Origin of the sequence: Spirosoma validum (genome assembly GCF_014699035.1) — a bacterium.
Lineage (GTDB): Bacteria > Bacteroidota > Bacteroidia > Cytophagales > Spirosomataceae > Spirosoma > Spirosoma validum.
Genome location: NZ_JACXAA010000002.1, coordinates 250,592 through 270,815, shown reverse-complemented (window position 1 = coordinate 270,815; position 20,224 = coordinate 250,592). Strand labels below are relative to the sequence as shown.

Sequence of the window (20,224 nt, the reverse complement as noted above, 5' to 3'; positions counted from 1 at the left end):
GTTGGTCAGCCGATCCGTTACTTTCTAAAGCACGAGCGGATCGGCTGACCAACTTATTGAGATATAAGCTATCTTTCCGCCTTTTCTCCCCTAAACCTTGATTTGTTTTGCAAACGCCGACCACTTCGGGCAGCTTTCGATGGCGCATCGTTGCCTTGCTGTTTCTGGCAACGACAATCAATTATATAGATCGGCAAGTACTCTCCTTCACGATGACCGATGAAGTATTTCGCAAAGAAATGCTCGATATAGCGCCCGATGCTACGCTCACCAAAGAAGCTACGGACCGGTTTAAAGTATTGTATGGGGATGTCGATGCGGCTTTCAAATTCGCGTATGCCATTGGTTTTCTGCTGGTTGGCTGGCTGATCGATCGCATCGGCACGAAGCGGGGATTCTCGTTGGGTATTCTGGTCTGGAGTATTGCCGCCGTACTGACGACGTTTGTTGGCAACATGACCGGTCTGCGCTGGACGCGGGCTTTTCTGGGTTTGGGAGAAGCGGCTAATTTTCCTGCGGCTATAAAAACCATAGCCGAATGGTTTCCCCGGCGCGAGCGCTCTTTTGCGAGTGGCCTTTTCAATGCCGGAACAAATGTGGGCATCATTCTGACAGCCCTTGTCATCCCGTACGTAATTCTGCAATTTGGCTGGCGGAGTTCATTTCTGGTAACGGGCCTCCTCGGTTTTGGTCTCCTGATTTTCTGGTGGTTTACCTATAGCAAACCCGAACGGAACCCGAAACTCTCCCCTGACGAGCTGGCTTATATACGTAGCGATAGCGAAAAGGTACCCCGCGCGAACGTATCGTGGGCTCGTTTACTGGGCTACAAACAGACCTGGGCGTTTGCCATCGGGAAGTTCATGGCTGACCCGATCTGGTGGTTTTTCATGTCGTGGCTACCCGATTTTTTCAATTCAAACGACGCCCTCGATCAGAAGCTTGACCTCAAAAGTTTCGGGGTTCCGTTTCTGATTATTTACGTTGTTTCAGACGCTGGCAGTATTTTCTTCGGTTGGCTCAGTACGCAGTTTATGCGGTGGGGCTGGTCAGCGAATCGGGCTCGCAAAACAACCCTGTTAATCTGCGCCTTATGCGTAGTACCGATTTTCTTTGCTGCGCAGACAAGTAGTCTGACCGTTGCCATTGCCTTAATCTCCCTGGCGACAGCCGCCCACCAGGGATGGGCCGCGAATATGTACACCTTCGCGTCTGATCTGTTTCCAAAAAATGTAGTTGCATCCGTAACGGGGATTGGGGGTATGTTTGGCGCTGTAGGTGGTATTTTGCTTGCCCTGCTGGCCGGACGTATCATTACGGCTTTTGGGTATTTACCGATGTTTATCATCGCCAGTTGCACGTACCTGCTGGCGTTAATTATTATTCATTTGGTCTTACCTAAGCTGGAGCCTGTCAAGGCCGAAGAATTAGAGAAAAGTAATCAGTTTATTTAACGAGTGACGCTCTGATAAAGGGGTTGTTTGAACTTTCTAAAATTGAACCCTAATCGTTTTTCTATCATCCCGATGGCAGAAACGCTACTAATGCAAAAAGTTAAACAGCTTCAAAACCAGATACAGTACCTCCACTCTTACGTATTGATTTGATATGAAAATTGTCACTTTTGGTGAAGTCATGCTCCGGCTCAGTCCACCGGGCGTTGAGCGGTTCACGCAGACCGACTCGTTGGGGATGCATTTCGGTGGTACGGAAGCAAACGTAGCCGTATCCTTAGCTCAATTTGGTTTACAGGCAGCCCACGTGACACGATTTCCTGACCATTCGCTCGGTCGGGCGGCAGCAGGTTACCTTCGAAAATACGATGTCAGTACCGAATACATCCGTTACGGTGACGGTCGACTGGGACTTTACTTTCTGGAAACGGGTGCTGGCAGCCGGGCCAGTCAAATTATTTATGACCGGGTCGATTCCGCTTTTGCGCGAATTCGTCCGGATGAGATCGACTGGGAAACCGTTCTGGCCGGAGCCTCCTGGTTTCACTGGACGGGTATCACCCCTGCCCTCTCGCAAGGTGCGGCAGATTGTTTATTAGCAGGTATTCAAACAGCGAATCGATTGGGCGTTCCGGTTTCAGGCGATATTGTTTATCGCAGTAATCTGTGGCAGTATGGCCGTACTCCGCAGGAGATTATGCCCGCCATAACCGAAGGTTGTACGCTTATTTTGGGAAGCAAAGGGCTTTTTTCAGAATTGTATGGCGTGATTGGTAGTTCGTTTCAGGAAGCGGGTCATGCCATGATGAAGCGGTTTCCCAATATCCGGTACATAACCGACACAAAACGGAACTCGATCAGTGCGTCGCACAATCAACTGTCGGCTAAACTATTCGATGGAAAAGAGGTTTACAAATCCCGCGTTTACGATATCCGACCCATCACTGACCGGATCGGCACGGGCGACGCGTACATCGCAGGACTTATTTATGGCTTACTGACCTTCGGCGATCTGCACCGAGCCGTTGAGTTTGGCGCAGCCGCTTCCGCCCTCAAACACACCATTCCCGGCGATGTGAATCTGGCCACTGTGTCGGAGGTGGAAACACTGGAAAAGGGCGATAGCTCAGGGAAACTCAAACGATAACTGTTAGGCATCGATCCAGGTTATTAAAAAGAACATAGCGGGCAGGGATCAACACCTTTTTTTGAAAGAAAGACCGCTTACTATGAATTTCCACCCCAGACGATAGGGTTAACGATTTGAGTTCGTAATATTGCTAAATTATAAGAATTCCAACACTAACTTTCAGTTTTAGCTATTCGTTAAGTCAACACGACTAATGCTTACTGAGCAGACTGTCTTTCGTCCAACTATGGCCAAGCTTACTCGTTCAACCCACCCCGCTCCCTCTTTTCCTGAAAAAATTCTTCAATTCGGCACCGGTGTTTTACTACGTGGTTTGCCGGATTATTTAGTACAGCAAGCTAACGCCCAGGGACGATTCGAGGGCTCTATCGTTGTTGTTAAATCGACCGATAGTCAAACAGATGAATTCTCCGATCAGGACAACTTATATACCGTGGCTGTTCGTGGAGTGCAGCAGGGTCAGGACGTAGCCGAAACAAGCGTGGTCTCGGCTATTAGTCGCGTATTAGCCGCCAAAACGCAGTGGAGCCAGGTATTGATGCTGGCCCGTAACCCAAAGTTGCAGATCATCATTTCCAATACCACTGAAGTTGGACTGGATTATGTGGAAGAAAGTATTTTTCAGAGTCCGCCCCAGTCATTTCCAGCTAAGCTAACGGCCTTTCTGTACGAGCGTTTCCGGAGCGTGGGTGGTTCGAAAGCGAAGGGATTGGTGGTCATTCCAACTGAGCTGGTTACCGACAACGGACTGAAACTTCGGGAAGCGGTTGAAAAACTGGCCCAATTCAACGAGCTGGGTAAACTGTTCACTAAGTGGCTTAAGTTTCACGTTCGTTTCTGCAATTCGCTCGTCGATCGGATTGTAACGCGTCCTACCGACGAAGCGAAGCAGGCTATCCAGCAGGAAGTGGGTTACGACGATGAGCTGCTAACCATGACCGAACCGTATCATCTGTGGGCCATTGAAGGTGACGACCGTGTTCGACAAATGCTCAGTTTTGCGGATGCCAGTACGCCCCAAATCATTATCGATGAAGACATTAATTTTTATCGGGAACGCAAACTGCGGGTGCTAAACGGTACGCATACACTCACGATGCCTTTGGGTTATCTGCTGGGCCTGGAAACCGTAGCTGATGAGATGAACCACCCAACCATGAGCAAGTTCGTAGAGTCGCTCATGCTGGATGAAATCGTTCCGACGGTGCCTGATTATGACACACCCGGTATGGATAAAGCAGCCGTTAAACAGTTCGCCCATGACGTACTGGATCGGTTCCGCAACCCGCACCTCGATCATTTACTGCTCAATATCTCATTACAGGAAACGGCCAAAATGCAGGCCCGGAACGTAGCGACTATTCAACGATATTATGAGAAATTTAATGCCGCCCCAAAACATATAGCCCTGGGGTTTGCCGCCTATTTGCTGTTTATGAAAGCAGTAAAGGAAAAAGACGGTCAGTTTTTTGGAGAGATCGCCGTAGCCAACGACGGAAAGATTACGTACCCCATTCGCGACGACAAAGCCGGTTATTTTTACGGCGACTGGAAAATTGTGAAAGCCAGTTCGCCCGCGACGGTAGAGAAATTTGTGAAAAGCGTTTTATCAGACCCAGCACTCTGGCAAACTGATCTGACGGCTTTGCCTGGCTTTGTCAGCGCTGTTACCCAGCACCTGAACGCCTTGCTCTCGAACGGTGCCGAGAAGACGTTGGCAAAGGCCGTTTCGTAAAGCGGATGATCTATAGTCTCTTTCTCAGCCCCGCCAGCACAGGTGGGGCTTTTTTATGACCAACATTTTTTTACTGCTTGATTACTTTCCAGTTAGCGACTCCGCCATCCTGCGTTTCGATACGTAGGATGTACTGTCCGGCTGGCAGTCCGCTCATATCCCACTCGTCTTGGCGCGGCCGATTCGATAAGCGCTTCTGACCAACGGCGCGTCCCTGGCTGTCCCACAAACCGAGCCCTGACAAAGGAGCAGTACCCGGTTTTAACTCAATCAGCAGCTGATTGCTCGTCGGATTCGGATAAACCATAATCCCATCCCTTACCAGCGGTTCGCTGGCTAAAAGCATGGCACTGACCACTAACGAATTTTTAACCGTTCCAACGCTACAGTTTGCGTCACTCAACGTACTGATGAACAGATTATAGTTGATAGGCTGAGTGGCTTTCAATACGTAGGCATACGGCGAAACAGCAGTCTGAATTACCTGATTATCCCAACGGACGAACCGCCAGGGAGCCAGTCCTGACAGGGTTATCGACACGCGGGCGCTATCGCCGGGAACAAGGGTTACTTTATCACTGCTCAGTTCAGCTGTAGGCGCAGCCAGGACCGTTAGTTGCAATGAGTCGCGACTACGCACCGTCGGCTCGGTAGTCTGTGCGTAAACGACGTACTGGCCGGCAGCCAGCGAAACCGGTAGTTTTGCGACCAGACCTGAACTACGTATCGAAGCGGGAAGAAGGGTTGTCTGCGTTCCCGTTTTTACAACGAATGAAAACTGGTTGGTAGCGGCCACTTCGCCATCCAGCGTAAATGCAGCCTTTAGTGAATCTCCCTGGCAGCTTGTGTTTTTAGTCAAATTATACAGGGCCAGTTTCGGTAATAGGGTTACGTCGAGCGTTGTAGCCTCGCCAGCACACCCATCTTCATAACACCGACTGCGGTACGTCGTATTGACCAATGGATTTACAACAAGCGGGTTAGCTCCCGGCAACAACTGATCATTAACAGAACCATTTTTATCACGCCAGGACCAAAGCAAATTTGAGCAGCCCGTTGCCTGCAAGGTCACGCTCTGGCCAGCTTCAATCAATTGCTTTGTGGCCGTTACGGTAGGTTTAGCCGGTTTAGTCATACAGGAAGCATATCGTATCAGTTGAAAATCGCCGTTGAACCAAACATTGCCCCGTGCATCAACCGCCATAGAACCGATTGAGCTACTGAAAGGCATATCCGTCAGCTTCTGCCAGGTTTTGCCATTGAATTTGTAGAGACCAGGCGTACCATTCGTACCGCTGACGACATACAGGATACCGGCAGGGTCACTGGCTAGAGAAAAAACAAATGAATTGACATCTCTTGGGCCGCTATAACTCGTCCAACTCTGTCCATCGAATTTCGCTAGTACCAGAGCGGGAGAAGCCGTGTTGATTTGTGAAACCCATACGTTGCCGGAGCCATCTATTGTCAGATTATCCAGAAATTTACCTAACTGGGGCGTGTTATTCATCGAAAAGACGTCCGCCGTGCGAGTTATCGTATTGTAACGTAGCAGTTCGTTGGTGGACGTAGTGTAGTCACGGAACAATACCCAGATTACGCCAGCACGTCCCACTAACTTCCTGAACTCTTTTCCTGGAAAATTATATACTTCCGTTATGTTGTCACCTGAACGCTGATACAGCCCTGTTTGTGAGTAAAAAAGACGATTGTTAGCCTCATAGCCTAAAAAATACAGGACCTGCTTGTTGGTTTGGCGTTCCACAAGACTACGTGTTTTTTCGACCCATTTACCCACCTGAAAGTAAGGGACCGGGTACCCGTTTTCATAGACATTGACGGACAGCCTGTTTGAACTCCATAGGTTGCCAGCCTGATCCATATCGACCAGTTGATCCATGTTCCCCAGTTGTCCATTCGTTGCGTCACGACTAAGCGGCTGCCAGGTAAGACTGTCCTGACTGATACGTACCAGACCATCGGCATTCGTTACGTAAGCCGCATCGGCGGTGGTGGCTACTTTCATATAACTTCCCCGGGACACTAATCCCTGAGGCCACTTAGCATCTGTTCCGCTGTTGATGAATGTCCACTGGGATGACAGCTCATTCGTGCCTGTCCTGAACGGTTGAATGCGTCGTGACACTACACCTGCCGGATGCTCAGGTGACAGCTGGTCGTTGATTTCTTCAACTTTCAGATAATACTGTGTGTTGGGTAAGAGCTTGTCAATCATCCCATTGATCGCCCATCCGTTGTGACGAACGGTTTTGGTAAACGTAGGCTTTGTAAACAGCGTATCGGTCGCTACGGTAGTCTGAATCGTCAGATTATAAATACCAGACGTATAATTGCTGATGGTGTATTGATAAGGAAATTTTAAAGGAGTCGGCTGGGTGATGTCAAACGGAACAATAACAGCATAGGGCTTATTGATCACAAATCGTCCTGTTGATGACCAGGGGCCTTTTTGTCCGGCAACAACAGCCCGAACCCGCCAGAGAACAGTGCCGGTCAACCAGGCAGGAATCGTGAAAGAAGTTTCCGAATACGTACCCTGATTAACCGGCGTTATAAACTGATCATCAATTGGGCGCACAAACTGCACCTCGTAGGCTGTGGCGCTGGCTACCGGTACTATAGATACTCGCTGATTAACTGACGTAGTAACCGTAAGCCACTGATCCTGAACGGGCGAAAATAATGTCGGAGCGGGGATGGCCCCTGGCTGTCCTATCCGAAGCTGGCAGGAAGCTGACCAGCCAGACAAGCCAAATCGGTTAACAGCCCGAACCCTGACGTAATACGTTTGGCCAACATTGAATCGACTCATGTCGTATCCATTAACCTGAGTCGTATCGCTAACCTTATTCTGAGTAGATCCGGCATCAGAAGCGATATCAAGATCATACCGCTCCGCCATCGGCTGCCCATTCCAGTATAAATAAGGGTTACCGGACAAAGTCAGCTGATCAGGCAACACCGGTACCTGACTGGGAGCCACCAGCTTCGGTAAAGTCTTAACAGCATGGTTTGTCATCAGGGCCTGACACAAGGGATGAAAGCTGAGCAAATGATTGTACCCATAGCTCATGATCGTGCCCAGCGAATTTTGTAATGATCCGGAATAGCAGTCTCCCTCGATGGTAGAGAAATAATCGATTGGACCACCGGGCCAGTAACAGCTATGGGTATGGGGTGAATCGAAACAATGCCCCAGTTCGTGGGCGATAATATGCGTATTTAGCTGTGATATGGCTTGAACACCTCCGCCGACGCCCGAAGCGCCACTTGTGTATTTCGTGAAGAGGTAGATTCGTTTGTCATACGTTATCTGCTTGAAACCGGCTTCCCACGTACTCCAAAAGAGTGAGAACAGCTTAAACGCATCAAACTCGCCCCGGTAAGGGTCTGGCTCGGTATCTTTCCAGATGTGGATATTTACCACGACCAACTGCGTATTGATCTCGCGTTCAAAAACCTTCGAGACGCGCGAAACCTGACTTAGAACGTAACGGCGAATACGGTTTGTATCCTTTTCGAACTCCCGATACGTATCAGAATCGATCTCAACGGCTAACCGGCATGTGTTACGTTCGCCCGCGGCTTCACGAGCGCGTTGGTCAGCTATCAATCGAGGCAACTGCCCCATTAATCGAACAGTACTGTCGGGTAAGTGTCGACCGTCTACACCACAGGGCAGTAGTGTTTGAGCAGATGCGTGAATGCAGGAAAGTAGCAGTAAGACGAATAAACCAAGCGTATAATTTTTTCTCACTAAAGCGGGAAGCGTCTAGAATTCGTTCAACCTTTTCTATTACGGTAAATTCATTATTGATTAAAATTTACTATCGATTCAATAAAAATGGGGCAGAAAAGTATATTTTCTGCCCCATCAACTAACAACTAATGTTTACTAAAGAAACGACCGGATTTTTTCTGCTGTTGCCGCCAGTTCTTCCTGACTCAGCTTCAGTTTGTTATGAAAATTCATGTCCGCCATTGAATTCAACGGAATCAGATGGACGTGGGCGTGAGGTACTTCCAGCCCAACAACAGCTACACCGATACGTTTGCAGGGAACAGCTTTCTCTATAGCAGGGGCAATTTTTTTGGCAAAGGCCATCAGACCCGTATACAAGTCATCATCCAGGTCAAAAATATAATCTACCTCTTTTTTGGGAATGACGAGTGTGTGGCCCACAGCCGTCGGCATTACGTCCAGGAAAGCGAGGTAGTCATCCGTTTCGGCAATCTTGTGCGACGGAATTTCCCCAGTAACGATACGTGAGAAGATAGAAGCCATGAAGGTAATGATGAATTATGAATGATAAATTATGACCGGGTCGCCGTCAGACCGCCGAAGCAAAGCGATAATTCCGCCTGATGAGATACTACGTTACCGTTCATAATTTATCATTCTTCCTTTGTTTTAACGGGCGATGTCAATGACTTCAAACTCCAGCACACCAGCTGGTACTTTGATTTCAGCCATGTCACCAACGCGCTTTCCTAACAAACCTTTGCCGATAGGTGAACCCACCGAGATCCGGCCTGCTTTCAGATCCGCTTCCTCTTCCGAAACTAACGTGTACGTCATTTCAGCACCGTTCTTCTTATTCTTGATTTTCACTTTCGACAGCACGGAAACCTGCGAAGCATCAATCGTCGATTCGTCCAGAATACGAGCGTTGGATAGTACTTCTTCAAGTTTCGATATTTTTAGTTCATGAAGCCCCTGGGCATCTTTAGCAGCGTCATATTCAGCATTTTCACTAAGATCTCCTTTATCGCGCGCTTCGGCAATCTGGTGTGCTATGGCGGTACGGCCTTTGGTTTTCAGATCATTCAACTCTGCTTTGAGCCGATTGAGTCCTTCTTCGGTATAATATGAAATTTTTCCCATGATACTTAACTCTATTACCCTTGTTTATTCATATTGATTTGGATCACTCCGTAAAAACAAAAAGAACGGTACACCGACCGTTCTGCAACCAAATTGGTTTTCTTTGCAGTCGCGTCAGCGTCGCCGTCGGATTTCCGAAGCGAGCGGTTCAGGAAAATAATAAATAGTTCGTCGCATAAACGAATTCATTTATTGCCCGGTCAGAGTCTGACGCGGTGCCTTTGACAGGCAAAAGTAAAAATACTTCCCGGCTATATCAACACCTGTCGGGCAGGTTCAATAAAAACCGAGTATACGTCTATCTATGAATTTTGAATGACGTTTACGGCTTCGATCAGCCCAGGCCCCGATCGCTCATCAATCGTCATTTACATTTATTAGTCTCAATTATGTCTCAGCCACTCCGCATCGTGTTCATGGGTACGCCCGATTTTGCCGTCACCAGCCTCCAGCGTCTCCTCGGCGCAGGTTGCCAGGTTGTTGCTGTCGTTACGGCCCCCGACCGACCATCGGGTCGTGGTTTACAGCTGACGCCTTCACCCGTTAAGAAAGCGGCTGAAGCGGCTAATTTACCCATTCTTCAACCCGAAAAACTACGCGATCCAGCCTTCCTGGAACAGTTGGCCAGTTACCAGGCTGATCTGCAAGTGGTTGTCGCTTTCCGAATGCTGCCCGAGGTAGTCTGGGCCATGCCGACCATCGGTACGTTCAATTTACATGGCTCGCTGTTACCCTATTATCGGGGTGCTGCACCGATCAACTGGGCGATCATCAACGGGGAGACCGAAACTGGTGTCACGACGTTCTTCATCGAAAAAGAAATTGATACGGGCCAGATGATTTTTCAGGATACCGAACCCATTTATCCGGATGACAGCGCCGGAACGTTGCATGACCGACTGATGGAACGAGGAGCTAATCTGGTTCTGAAAACCGTTAGAGCCATCGAAGCAGGTGAATACCCACGTACTCCCCAGCCCGCTGTCGCCGAGCAGAAACCAGCTCCGAAACTGAGCCGCGAAACAACGGAAATCAACTGGAACCAGTCGGTTCTTCAGGTTCGGAACTTCGTGCGGGGGTTGTCGCCTTACCCATCGGCCTGGACGCAGATCAACGGAAAGCAGTTTAAGATCTATGAGGTTTCCCTGGCTAATGAGTCGCCATTTGCGGCTGAGCCAGGGCAGGCTTACACGGATACTAAAAAAACGTTTTTGGTTCGGGCAGCCGACGGTTGGTTGCAGATCGATACGTTGCAGGCAGAGGGTAAACGACGTATGAGTGCCGAGGAGTTTTTGCGGGGGAATAAACTTTAGAAAGTAGCCTGGACGGCCACGTTCGGGTTCGGAAAAACGTTTGCTTGACCCGGACGTGGCCGTCCAGACTACATCTTCATGAAACTAGTTCTGATTCTTTTCTTCTTTACCGCTATCGGACACGCAACAGTCAATGCGCAACCGGAGACCTACGCAGAAAAGCTGGGGTTTCCGAAAGGTAAAAAGGTAGTCATTCTGCACGTCGATGATGCCGGCATGAGTTATGAATCGAACGTCGGAACGATAAATGCGATTGACAAAGGGATAGCCAGTTCAACTAGCGTTATGATGCCCTGTGGCTGGGTACCGCATTTTTTCGATTACCTCAGAACACATCCGAAGGTCGATGCGGGCGTTCACCTGACACTCACCTCCGAATGGAAGAATTACCGATGGTTTCCGCTGGTCGGCAAAGATAAAGCTCCGGGTTTGTGTGATGAACAAGGGGCATTCTGGCACACTGTGGCACAGGTGGTTGAACACGCATCGGCCGATGAAGTTGAAGCCGAAATTCGGGCACAGTTAGCTCGATACCGCTCGTTTGGTATTCAGCCTACGCACATGGATTCACACATGGGTACGTTATTCGAGCCAAAATTTCTGCCACGATACGTCAAACTGGCGATGGAAGAGAAAATTCCAATTCTATTTCCGGGCGGCCATGCTTCGCTGATTATCAAAGCCAATAACGTACCGGCTGATCGGCAGCAATTAATTAAACAAGTTGGCAAACAACTCTGGGACGCGGGCCTGCCCGTTCTGGACGATCTGGATGGCAGTATTACCAGCCACAATTTACCAGCGGGTGCAACAAACGAAGCTTTACAGAAATTTAAAACGCAGAAATTCATTGAGCTTCTTAATTCAATAAAGCCAGGATTAACGTATCTGATCATGCACTGCACAGATCCTACGCCAACGTTCGATCAAATCAGCAGTTCAGGTCAATCCCGCAAAGGCGACATGTTGACCATGATGGACCCGGCTCTGAAAGCGTTTATCGACAAAGAAGGCATCATCGTGACAACCTGGCGCGAGTTAATGGAACGACGTAGTAAATTGTGAATGAGTGAATTACATATGAAAATAAGTCTCATTGCTGCTGTAGCAAAGAACGGAATTATTGGTCGCGATAACGACATGCCCTGGCATTTGCCGGATGATTTTGCGTTTTTCAAACAGAAAACCAGTCATCATGCCATCATTATGGGACGTAAATCGCTGGAAGCGCTTGGAAAACCGCTACGTAACCGCACCAGTATTGTTATTACTCGGAATCCAGCCTTTACGGCTGAAGGCGTAACCATTGTTCATACGCTGGACGAAGCGATTGTCGAAGCCCAAAAGGTGGATGAACAACGCTACCAGTCCAACGAAATCTTTGTGATTGGTGGCGCTGAAATTTATAAAATGGCTATGCCTATTGCCACTACGCTCTACCTGACCGAAATTCACCAGACGTACGAAGGCGATACGTATTTCCCGTCGTTTGATAAACATGAATGGCGGGAAATCAGTCGTCAACATCACCCTACCGATGGTCGACACGCGGCTTCGTTTGATTTTGTGGAGTATGAGCGAATATGAGTTTTTTCACAGGATTTAAAGAATTAGCGCATGGTTGCTGCCGAACATTGGGCATGCTTGGATCGATAAAGGCAAATGTAGGTCGTGTAGTTATCTCGATTTTTGTTATGCGGAACAGGCTAATGAATAACACCTGGATATATTCGCTGATTCGCTAGCGCTATAAATCATGAAATACCCACGTCAATTATCGGCGGGAGCCAACAATGCCGTTATCGCACTATCAGATACCGAAGTCGCCAAGCTGTTTACAGGTGACACGCGCTCTGATATAGGGTCTGAGGCTGAAAAAATGAAATTTGCAAACGTCATCAACGACTTAGTTGTCAAGTTCGTCCGATTGGACTATAGCGATGAACTACAGGCTGAAATGCTAATTATGGAGCGGATACGTCCAATTGACTATCGAGCCTATGAGATTGAACGTCGGGAATTGTGGTATGACGTATTTGCTCACGAACTGGAACAACTGCATAAATCGGGGTTCGTCCATCGAGAGTTAAAACGTCCATCCGATCTTGATGGGCTGGCTTTCGACAATATTCTACTGACTGAACAGGACCTTCGGCTTATCGACGTTGGTATTTCTGCGTTGAAGAGTCAGGTTGGTAACCGAATTTTTAACAAGTATACAGAAATCGAACAAGACGAATTACACCGTTTCCGAGATTACTTCCTGAATAGATAAAGGCAGCATTGCAGGAAACAGCCAAAGCACATCGTCAATGCCGGTCAGTTAAGCTGACACGACAAAAATGCTTAATAGCTAAACCACTCCTCCACCATGTCGCTCCGGCTTTTACTTTCTAGCTGCCGTTCGAGATCATCAGGAAGTTTGGGAAAGAAGTCGATGCCGGTTACTTTTTCAATCTGATCGACCGGCACGACAAATTGCTTGATCGAGCTATCGGATGGCTCGTTTTTGAGCAGGAAGCCAATCATCCGAATGTCGGGTTTGTTGCAGTATAGAATTACTTTATAAAATTGCTCGGGTACGCTTATCTCATTATTCCGGCCAATGGTCGGTAATCCAGGTTTTAGTACGGGACCTGTTAGTACGTATAAACCGTTATCACGTACGGCCCACCTCCGAATCTGCTCTTCCAGCTCCTTCCAGATACCACGATTGAACTGCGGTACTTGGGGCGTAATGTTGCTCATGAAGAACGTTTCCCGCATGATCCGTTGCGAAAACTTAAAATCACCGGCTGGTGCTAAATGACCTCGATCGTAGCCGGAACGGGTATAATCGGAGGAGAGAGCCGTACCATTTACGACCGATAGATCGGGCTGAAATTGTTCGTTTTTACGTTCGGCATCGCCAGTAATTTCATAATCCAGCAACGGATACGCTACCCAGTCGGCATCTTTGTACTCGTCGCGGTACCGTAGCGTAAAACCTTCGTGCCGAATAACCTGATCGCCGGGCTGAACGGCAGGAAGCAAAAAGTCGACTTGCTTCTCGAAATCAAACCGTATCGTTCTCGACGGTCGTGTCGACGTAGTGTTGCCCCCTTTGTCACTAACCTCACTTTGATCCGATACGTTACCCCCCTGATCATCCGTCGCTACGTCGGTCGACGGATCAGATTGTCGAGGTTCAGGGGCTTTGTAAGGGTTATTCTCTTCCCTTTCTGACCTGGATTTCCCCAACCCAATTACCTGCCGTAAGTCATTCCAGAAGGCAACTACAGGTTTGGTCTGGCCGCCATAATGCAGAAAGAGACCAATGAGAAAGAAAATTAACAGCAGAATAAGCGTATTACCGCGCAAACGAAATCCCCGGCGACGATAGGTATTAACCGAAAATCGTGGTTTGAAGTGCATAGACACAAACTTACGAAAAGGAAGGTGTTGTTTACCGATAACTAACGAATAAAGCAGCAGAACGGATTTTTTCAAGGCTGTATTATTGACATCAGACTCGCTAAAGTATACACATGATCAGGGCGAACTACAACCGGCAAATCACTGTTCCGGTTTTATGTCCTCGTTGAATATTACCGTAATTGGTGGCGGAGCAGCCGGTTTTTTCGGTGCCATCACTGCCGCCGAAACGTTTCCAGGTTCTACCGTTACCATCCTCGAAAAAAACCGCACGGTTCTGAATAAAGTCCGTATTTCAGGAGGAGGTCGTTGCAATGTGACCCACGCCTGTTTCGATAACCGACAGTTAATAAAACATTATCCACGGGGCGACAAATCGTTACGTTCGCTGCTGACTCAGTTTGATGCTGCTGCTACCGTCCGCTGGTTCGAGGATCGGGGCGTGCCGCTCAAAACGGAAGCCGATGGTCGCATGTTCCCGACAAGCAATACGTCCGACACCATTGTCGATTGCCTCCTTACGACAGCCCGTCGATTAGGCATTCAGGTACGGACCAGTTGTGGTGTTTCAACCCTATCGCGCAGCAACTCACCTACGCAGCAAGCTGGCTGGACCTTGAATCTGTTAAGTGAGGAAACGCTGCAGACCGATCGTGTTTTAGTGGCTACGGGTGGTTATCCACAGCTTTCGGCCTACGGCTGGCTTCCCGAACAAACCGAGCCCGTGCTGTCACCGGTTCCGTCTTTATTTACGTTCAACGTTCCCGACAGCCATTTACTCCCTCTGGCAGGCGTTTCGGTACAGGATGCCAAGGTGTCTATTGTTGGAACGAAACAGGAGCAGCGAGGCCCATTACTGCTCACTCACTGGGGGTTTAGTGGTCCGGCGATACTACGTTTATCGGCCTGGGCCGCCCGTGACCTGGCCAATGTTCAATACCGCTTTACGCTCCGGATAAACTGGGTGCCCACGCTGAACGATCAGCAGTTACGCAATACCTTACAGGATTTTCGTCAGCAAAACGGTCGTAAGCAGGTCGTCTCGCAAAACCCATTGGGTTTGCCTACCCGGCTTTGGCAGGCACTAACGGCAGAAGCCGGTATTTCAGACATGCAACGCTGGGCCGACCTTCCGGCCAAACCGCTAAACCGGCTATCTGAACGACTAACGAACAGTCCGTTTCAGGTCGTAGGCAAGAGTACGTTCAAAGACGAATTCGTTACGTGTGGCGGAATTGACTTTGATAGCCTGCATCCGCAAACCCTTGAAAGTAAAGCCCATAAGGGTTTATTTTTTGCGGGCGAAGTGCTGGATGTAGATGGTATCACAGGAGGATTTAACTTCCAGAGTGCCTGGACGACTGGCTACGTAGCGGGGAAACATATTGGCCTTTAGTCAACTTTAGTTCTTTCTGTAATTGCATCAGGTTGTCGCAACAGGGCAATGAGTTTCTGATTAAAATCGGAGGTAGCCGTGCCAAGTATATTGAAAAAATTGGCGTCAAACTGCTCCACGATTTTTATCGCTTCCTTAATAACCACCTTGCCAGCATCTGTAAGGGCTACCGTTTTGGCACGGGTATCGGTCGAATGCTCATGCCTTTGTAACAAGCTTCTGGCTTGCAAGGTCCGCAATACAGTTGATGTTGTCATCGGGTCGATTTTGGTATGCGCTGACAGAATGATTTGAGTTACCTCCTGTTGATTTAGCGTGAGCCAATGAATACTAGCCAGTAAAACGTACTGCGAGTGGGTCAGACCAAACGGTTCAAGCGCTTTTTTTATTTCCCGTTGCCATAAATTCGTTACCTGCCACAGCAGAAAACCCGGACTATCTTCAGCCCGTTCGACACTAAATGGATTATCCATTGCTTTCATTTGGTAGCATTTTAGACTCGATTAAGTTAAAATCATCTGTCTGAATTTCGATGAAACCGGATCGAAAGACGGCTCCCCAAGATTTTTTGTTCCAGATAAAATGAAGTTGATCAATTAACGGGAGAAGTAGTGTTTCCACGCACTCATAAAACCACGCATTTCTTCTGTAACGTATAAACGTATTGGCCATCTAGAGGTATTTTGTCATACTTATAGTTTTGACGCGGCTATGATTTGCTCCCGCATATCGCCTGGTAAACCCTCGACAATTTTTTGAGCCACAACTTTTCTCCATAGAAAACCTAAAACGCCTTCAACCTTCATTGTCGTTGTGATTTTTAGTCCATGTGGTGTTTCTTCAAATGTATGCTCACCATACATTGTTGCTAACGGAAAATTGGTCTGATCGACAAACTTCTGGTTTTCAATTGTTTCAGCTATTCCAATTTTCAATTTTGGCCCCCCTTTGGGTTGGAACTTAAAATGGTTGCCCTGTTCGAATTTCCCTTCAAGCTTTGCAAATTCAACTCCTTTGTCCCATGTATGCCAATTGTTGACATCGGATAACAACTTCCACATTTGCTCTTTTGTCACTTCTCTTGTCGTGATTGAATACGATTGTGCCCACATAATCTTAATTTTTAGTAAACTATTATATTATCAATACAAATATAATATGTTTACTTATAATATACAACTCTAATTAGGCAATCGTTTTTCAGATTTATAATTAGGTGGAAGTCAGAAGACGAGTTGATTAATAAATGCTTACTAATTAATCTAAGTTGTATGATACAAGTTTGTTTCGAGTGTATAGGCCAGTAAAAACAAGACAAGTTTGATTAGAAAGCCCGCTTCCGTGACGGCATGAATCTTTTGAGGAAACCGCAACTTGACCTGACTAAAGGCCTGCTCGATTGCCTGACGACGCATTTTCTTGTAAGCTGCTACCCAAATAGGATCAACCCGATGACTGTTACTCTTGCGTTGAATTTGCAGATAAATCTGCTCACCATCAGCGTAGAGTTCTTCCTGTTTGTAATCTGTATAGGCCGAATCGCCAAATACCTCGCTACCCATTGGCAAGTGCAAATGCATCAATTGAAGCGCGGTTACATCCGCGTATGAACCGGGAAGAACAAAAAACTGCACTGGTTGCTTAGTACTTGTAGTGACTACTTGTACCCGGAAACCATAGAAAAAACGTCGTTTGGAGGCAATTTTGCCTCGGTACTCTTCTCCCTTGACCAGCCGCGAGCGGCTGATACGAATATTATCACAAACCGGTACGGGAAACGAATCAATCACGTGCTGACTACTCAAATTGAGGGCTTTGAAGAAGTCAGCTAGATAATAAAACAAGGCACTCAGAGTGTGAGCCAGTCGATGCAACCGTCGATTAAAGGCCGACTTTTCCAGCATGCCAATCCCTTGCTTGTCGGTCATATAGAGCATGGCCGAAGCTTGGTTTCCCCCAAAGAAGCGAGCCGATATAATGGCGGTAGTCAACACGATGCTGTCAGGCACTTTGGGTTTTGCTTGTGGCTTAATGGAGCCTGGATGATTGGTTTCCAGAAAGAAATCATCCAGAAATCGGACCGCCGAAGCGGCAGTAAATTGCCAATACTTTTTCAGACATAGTCGGAGCGGGTTACTGATGTTTTCGCACCTCAAAGGTACTTCTTGCCCTTGGCTATGTCTTTTCGCTTGTATTCGCATCAAGCTACTTTCATACAACTTAGATTAATTAGAGAATTATAAGCATTATTTTAAGGAAACTATCTGCCGTTCTTAAGTATGCCTCTAGCTGTTTCCTCGTCTTGCTTAAGTTGCGCTACCAGCGCAGGCAAACCATCAAACTTTTGTTCCGGGCGCAGAAACTCTCGAAACTTTAGGGTCATGTGCTCCCCGTAAATATCTTTATCAAAGTCAAAAATATACGTCTCGATCGTCTGATTAGTACCCGCCACGGTCGGCCGGAAGCCGATATTGAGCATTCCGGCGAGGGTTTCTCCCGCATATTCGACATCAACCGCGTAGACGCCATTGCCGGGAATGAGTTTGGCCGGATCATCGACCTGCAGGTTAGCCGTCGGAAAGCCAATCGTCCGGCCGAGTTGCCGCCCTTTTATGATCGTGCCGGTTAGACTATACGGACGTCCCAGGAACTGGTTAGCGGTATGCACATTTCCAGCATTCAACGCCGTCCGGATTTTGGATGAACTTACGCCCACAGCGTCTATGTCCTGACGAGGAATCTCTTCAACGTCAAAACCATACTCGCTTTGGTGCGCTTTAATGTAATCGAATCCCCCTTCCCGATCGCGACCAAAGCGGTGATCATAACCAATCACCAGTTTTTTCGTTCCAATTTTCTCAACCAGAATTTGCTGGATGTACTCCTCAGACGTTAGTTGGGAAAATGAGCGCGTAAAGGGAATAATAACCAGATGATCGACCCCCGCCTGATCGAGCAGTTCGATTTTTTCGTCCAGCGTAGTCAGTAACTTCAGATTGGTGCTATCGCTTGAAATAACCGTGCGCGGATGTGGCCAGTACGTAATGAGCACCGATTCGCCCCCGTTCAGTCTGGCAACTTCCGTTAGTCGGGTCAGAATCGTCTGGTGGCCGCGATGAACCCCGTCGAACGTCCCACTGGTGACAACAGCATTGGGCAGTGGCTGAATATCCGAAATACCTCTGTAAATAATCATTTGTAATTGATCGCCAACAGTCGTCAGTAAGTCCGTTACCTACTCTTGATTGCTGGCTGACGACTGTTGATTAATTGTCCGGCACGTTTCAATAAAGTCTTCCAGGGTGTGCGCGTCTTCTACCCGGAAATTACCGATACGGGTTCGGCGCAAACTACTCATATACGCTCCATTGTTCAGCAGTAACCCCAGGTCACGTACCAGGCTGCGAATATACGTGCCTTTGGAGCAAACAATACGAAAGTCTACTTCCGGGAAGCGTTCGGTATTGACTTCAAACGTGGAGACAGTCACTTCGCGTGCTTTGATGCCACCCTCAACCCGATCGGCGGTTTCGCCCCGTCTGGCTTTTTCATAAAGTCGCTCACCATTTACGCGAACGGCCGAATAAATTGGAGGGACTTGCAGGATAATACCAGTCAATTGGCGAGCGGCTTCCTGAATCTGCTCAGCCGCAATGCCGGTCGTATCAAATTCCGCATCGAACGTAGTTTCCAGATCGACGGAAGGCGTAGTTTTTCCCAGAACCAGCGTACCGGTATATTCTTTCTCCTGCGCCTGGTACTGGTCGATCTGCTTCGTCATCTTTCCAGTGCAAAGAATCAGTAGCCCCGTAGCCAGGGGATCGAGCGTACCGGCATGACCAATTTTTTTGAATTTACAGGCGTATTTAAGCTTATTCGCTACGTCGAACGATGTCCAGGTCAGCGGTTTATCAATTAAAATTACCTGACCGGGATCGGATGGAGGGGTTAGTTGTTCCAACTTACAATACGTCTAATTTGACGCCAGCCGCCATTAAGCCTAATAACAGCAATCCTACGACAATACGGTAATAGCCAAAGACTTTGAAACCGTAGCGCGTCAGAAAACCAACGAAGCCACGAATCGCCAGCATACCAACCACAAAGGCGATAACGTTACCGATAAGCAGCGTCTGGTAATCGGCGGGTTGCAGTAATTTATAGGTTTTGAGCAGTTTATACCCCGACGCAGCTGCCATGGTTGGTACAGCCAGAAAAAACGAAAATTCAGCGGCCTGAGCACGAGTCAGTCCCTGAAACATACCGCCAATGATCGTTGCCGCTGACCGCGAGACGCCCGGAATCATGGCGATGCACTGAAAGAATCCGATACGTAACGCGTCTGGTACGGTTACCTCGCCATCTTTTGGTTGCCGACTGACAATACGATCGATAAAAAGCAGTATAATCCCGCCGACTAGCAGCGAGATGGCCACTACCGTTACGTTCTCGAGCAGAGAATCAATGAAATCGTTCAGCAAAAAACCAATAACGGCCGCCGGGAGAAACGCAATCAGCAGTTTACTATAGAAATCCACCATCGGCTGCAATTGAGGTGGCACTGAGTTCAGGTAGCTGGGCGCTACGTAATCTGCCGTGCGATTGACTAGAAAACGGCGGTGATAAAGAACCAACACCGATATAATGCAACCGAACTGAATATCGACGGTATACAGTTTCGTGAATTCGTTACCAGCAATACCGGCCAGCGATGAGTAAATAATCATGTGGCCCGTTGAGGAAATCGGCAGAAACTCGGTTAAGCCCTCAATGATCGCCAGCGCAATCGCGTGAATTAATTCCATTAAGCAGGTTATATAATGACAAAACGGTCCGCCGTAGCGGTTATAGCGTTG

At 48.0% G+C, this 20,224-nt stretch carries 18 protein-coding genes; 8 read left to right on the top strand and 10 right to left on the bottom strand.

Annotated features, from left to right (window positions below):
- The first annotated feature begins 107 nt into the window (after positions 1-107).
- The 3 genes from IC230_RS06005 (at position 108) to IC230_RS05995 (ending at position 4,339) form a co-directional block, all read left to right on the top strand.
- Positions 108-1,454, top strand: a complete 1,347-nt coding sequence (locus IC230_RS06005) for an MFS transporter (protein WP_191038075.1) — start codon at positions 108-110, stop codon at positions 1,452-1,454.
- Between the two features lie 154 nt (positions 1,455-1,608).
- Complete coding sequence (locus IC230_RS06000) at positions 1,609-2,601, top strand: sugar kinase (protein ID WP_191038074.1); 993 nt, start codon at positions 1,609-1,611, stop codon at positions 2,599-2,601.
- Positions 2,602-2,830: 229 nt separating this feature from the next.
- Positions 2,831-4,339 carry a tagaturonate reductase gene (locus IC230_RS05995; protein WP_191038073.1) on the top strand — a complete coding sequence of 503 codons (1,509 nt, stop codon included), beginning with the start codon at positions 2,831-2,833 and terminating at the stop codon, positions 4,337-4,339.
- Positions 4,340-4,409: 70 nt separating this feature from the next.
- Here the strand turns inward: IC230_RS05995 and IC230_RS05990 are convergent, their stop codons facing one another.
- From IC230_RS05990 to greA, 3 genes are all read right to left on the bottom strand, one after another.
- Positions 4,410-8,117 (bottom strand): zinc-dependent metalloprotease, encoded by a 3,708-nt coding sequence (locus IC230_RS05990; protein ID WP_317171766.1) that lies wholly within the window; start codon positions 8,115-8,117, stop codon positions 4,410-4,412.
- A gap of 138 nt (positions 8,118-8,255) precedes the next feature.
- Positions 8,256-8,645, bottom strand: coding sequence for an HIT family protein (locus IC230_RS05985; RefSeq protein WP_191038072.1), 390 nt, complete (start codon positions 8,643-8,645; stop codon positions 8,256-8,258).
- A 126-nt stretch (positions 8,646-8,771) separates the two neighbouring features.
- A complete protein-coding gene (greA, locus tag IC230_RS05980) occupies positions 8,772-9,245 on the bottom strand; it encodes a transcription elongation factor GreA (protein ID WP_191038071.1) in 474 nt (157 codons plus the stop codon).
- Positions 9,246-9,634: 389 nt separating this feature from the next.
- Here greA and fmt point away from each other — a divergent pair, with 389 nt between their 5' ends.
- The 4 genes from fmt to IC230_RS05960 all read left to right on the top strand — a co-directional run bounded on the left by fmt (position 9,635) and on the right by IC230_RS05960 (position 12,833).
- Positions 9,635-10,558: a methionyl-tRNA formyltransferase gene (gene fmt / locus IC230_RS05975; protein ID WP_223860361.1), complete on the top strand. Its 924-nt coding sequence runs from the start codon at positions 9,635-9,637 to the stop codon at positions 10,556-10,558.
- A gap of 78 nt (positions 10,559-10,636) precedes the next feature.
- Positions 10,637-11,623 carry a polysaccharide deacetylase family protein gene (locus IC230_RS05970; protein ID WP_191038070.1) on the top strand — a complete coding sequence of 329 codons (987 nt, stop codon included), beginning with the start codon at positions 10,637-10,639 and terminating at the stop codon, positions 11,621-11,623.
- 15 nt (positions 11,624-11,638) lie between these two features.
- A complete protein-coding gene (locus IC230_RS05965) occupies positions 11,639-12,145 on the top strand; it encodes a dihydrofolate reductase (RefSeq protein WP_191038069.1) in 507 nt (168 codons plus the stop codon).
- 169 nt (positions 12,146-12,314) lie between these two features.
- Positions 12,315-12,833: a hypothetical protein gene (locus tag IC230_RS05960; RefSeq protein ID WP_191038068.1), complete on the top strand. Its 519-nt coding sequence runs from the start codon at positions 12,315-12,317 to the stop codon at positions 12,831-12,833.
- A 71-nt stretch (positions 12,834-12,904) separates the two neighbouring features.
- On the opposite strand, the gene IC230_RS05955 is transcribed toward IC230_RS05960, so the two are convergent.
- Positions 12,905-13,972, bottom strand: a complete 1,068-nt coding sequence (locus IC230_RS05955) for a DNA/RNA non-specific endonuclease (RefSeq protein WP_191038067.1) — start codon at positions 13,970-13,972, stop codon at positions 12,905-12,907.
- Between the two features lie 157 nt (positions 13,973-14,129).
- On the opposite strand from IC230_RS05955, the gene IC230_RS05950 reads away from it, so the two are divergent.
- Complete coding sequence (locus tag IC230_RS05950) at positions 14,130-15,368, top strand: BaiN/RdsA family NAD(P)/FAD-dependent oxidoreductase (RefSeq protein WP_191038066.1); 1,239 nt, start codon at positions 14,130-14,132, stop codon at positions 15,366-15,368.
- On the opposite strand, the gene IC230_RS05945 is transcribed toward IC230_RS05950, so the two are convergent.
- From IC230_RS05945 to IC230_RS05920, 6 genes are all read right to left on the bottom strand, one after another.
- Positions 15,365-15,850: a MarR family winged helix-turn-helix transcriptional regulator gene (locus IC230_RS05945; protein ID WP_191038065.1), complete on the bottom strand. Its 486-nt coding sequence runs from the start codon at positions 15,848-15,850 to the stop codon at positions 15,365-15,367. The two genes, IC230_RS05950 and IC230_RS05945, sit on opposite strands and share 4 nt — an antisense overlap.
- A gap of 210 nt (positions 15,851-16,060) precedes the next feature.
- The gene (locus tag IC230_RS05940; RefSeq protein WP_191038064.1) at positions 16,061-16,480 is read right to left on the bottom strand and encodes an SRPBCC family protein; all 420 of its coding nucleotides are present in this window, start codon (positions 16,478-16,480) and stop codon (positions 16,061-16,063) included.
- Between the two features lie 150 nt (positions 16,481-16,630).
- Positions 16,631-17,485, bottom strand: a complete 855-nt coding sequence (locus tag IC230_RS05935; protein WP_191038604.1) for an IS982 family transposase — start codon at positions 17,483-17,485, stop codon at positions 16,631-16,633.
- A 143-nt stretch (positions 17,486-17,628) separates the two neighbouring features.
- Positions 17,629-18,564, bottom strand: coding sequence for a bifunctional riboflavin kinase/FAD synthetase (locus IC230_RS05930; protein WP_191038063.1), 936 nt, complete (start codon positions 18,562-18,564; stop codon positions 17,629-17,631).
- A gap of 39 nt (positions 18,565-18,603) precedes the next feature.
- On the bottom strand, positions 18,604-19,329 hold the full coding sequence (gene truB, locus IC230_RS05925) for a tRNA pseudouridine(55) synthase TruB (RefSeq protein ID WP_191038062.1): 726 nt from the start codon (positions 19,327-19,329) through the stop codon (positions 18,604-18,606).
- A gap of 1 nt (position 19,330) precedes the next feature.
- The gene (locus IC230_RS05920; protein WP_191038061.1) at positions 19,331-20,173 is read right to left on the bottom strand and encodes an undecaprenyl-diphosphate phosphatase; all 843 of its coding nucleotides are present in this window, start codon (positions 20,171-20,173) and stop codon (positions 19,331-19,333) included.
- Positions 20,174-20,224: the final 51 nt, after the last annotated feature.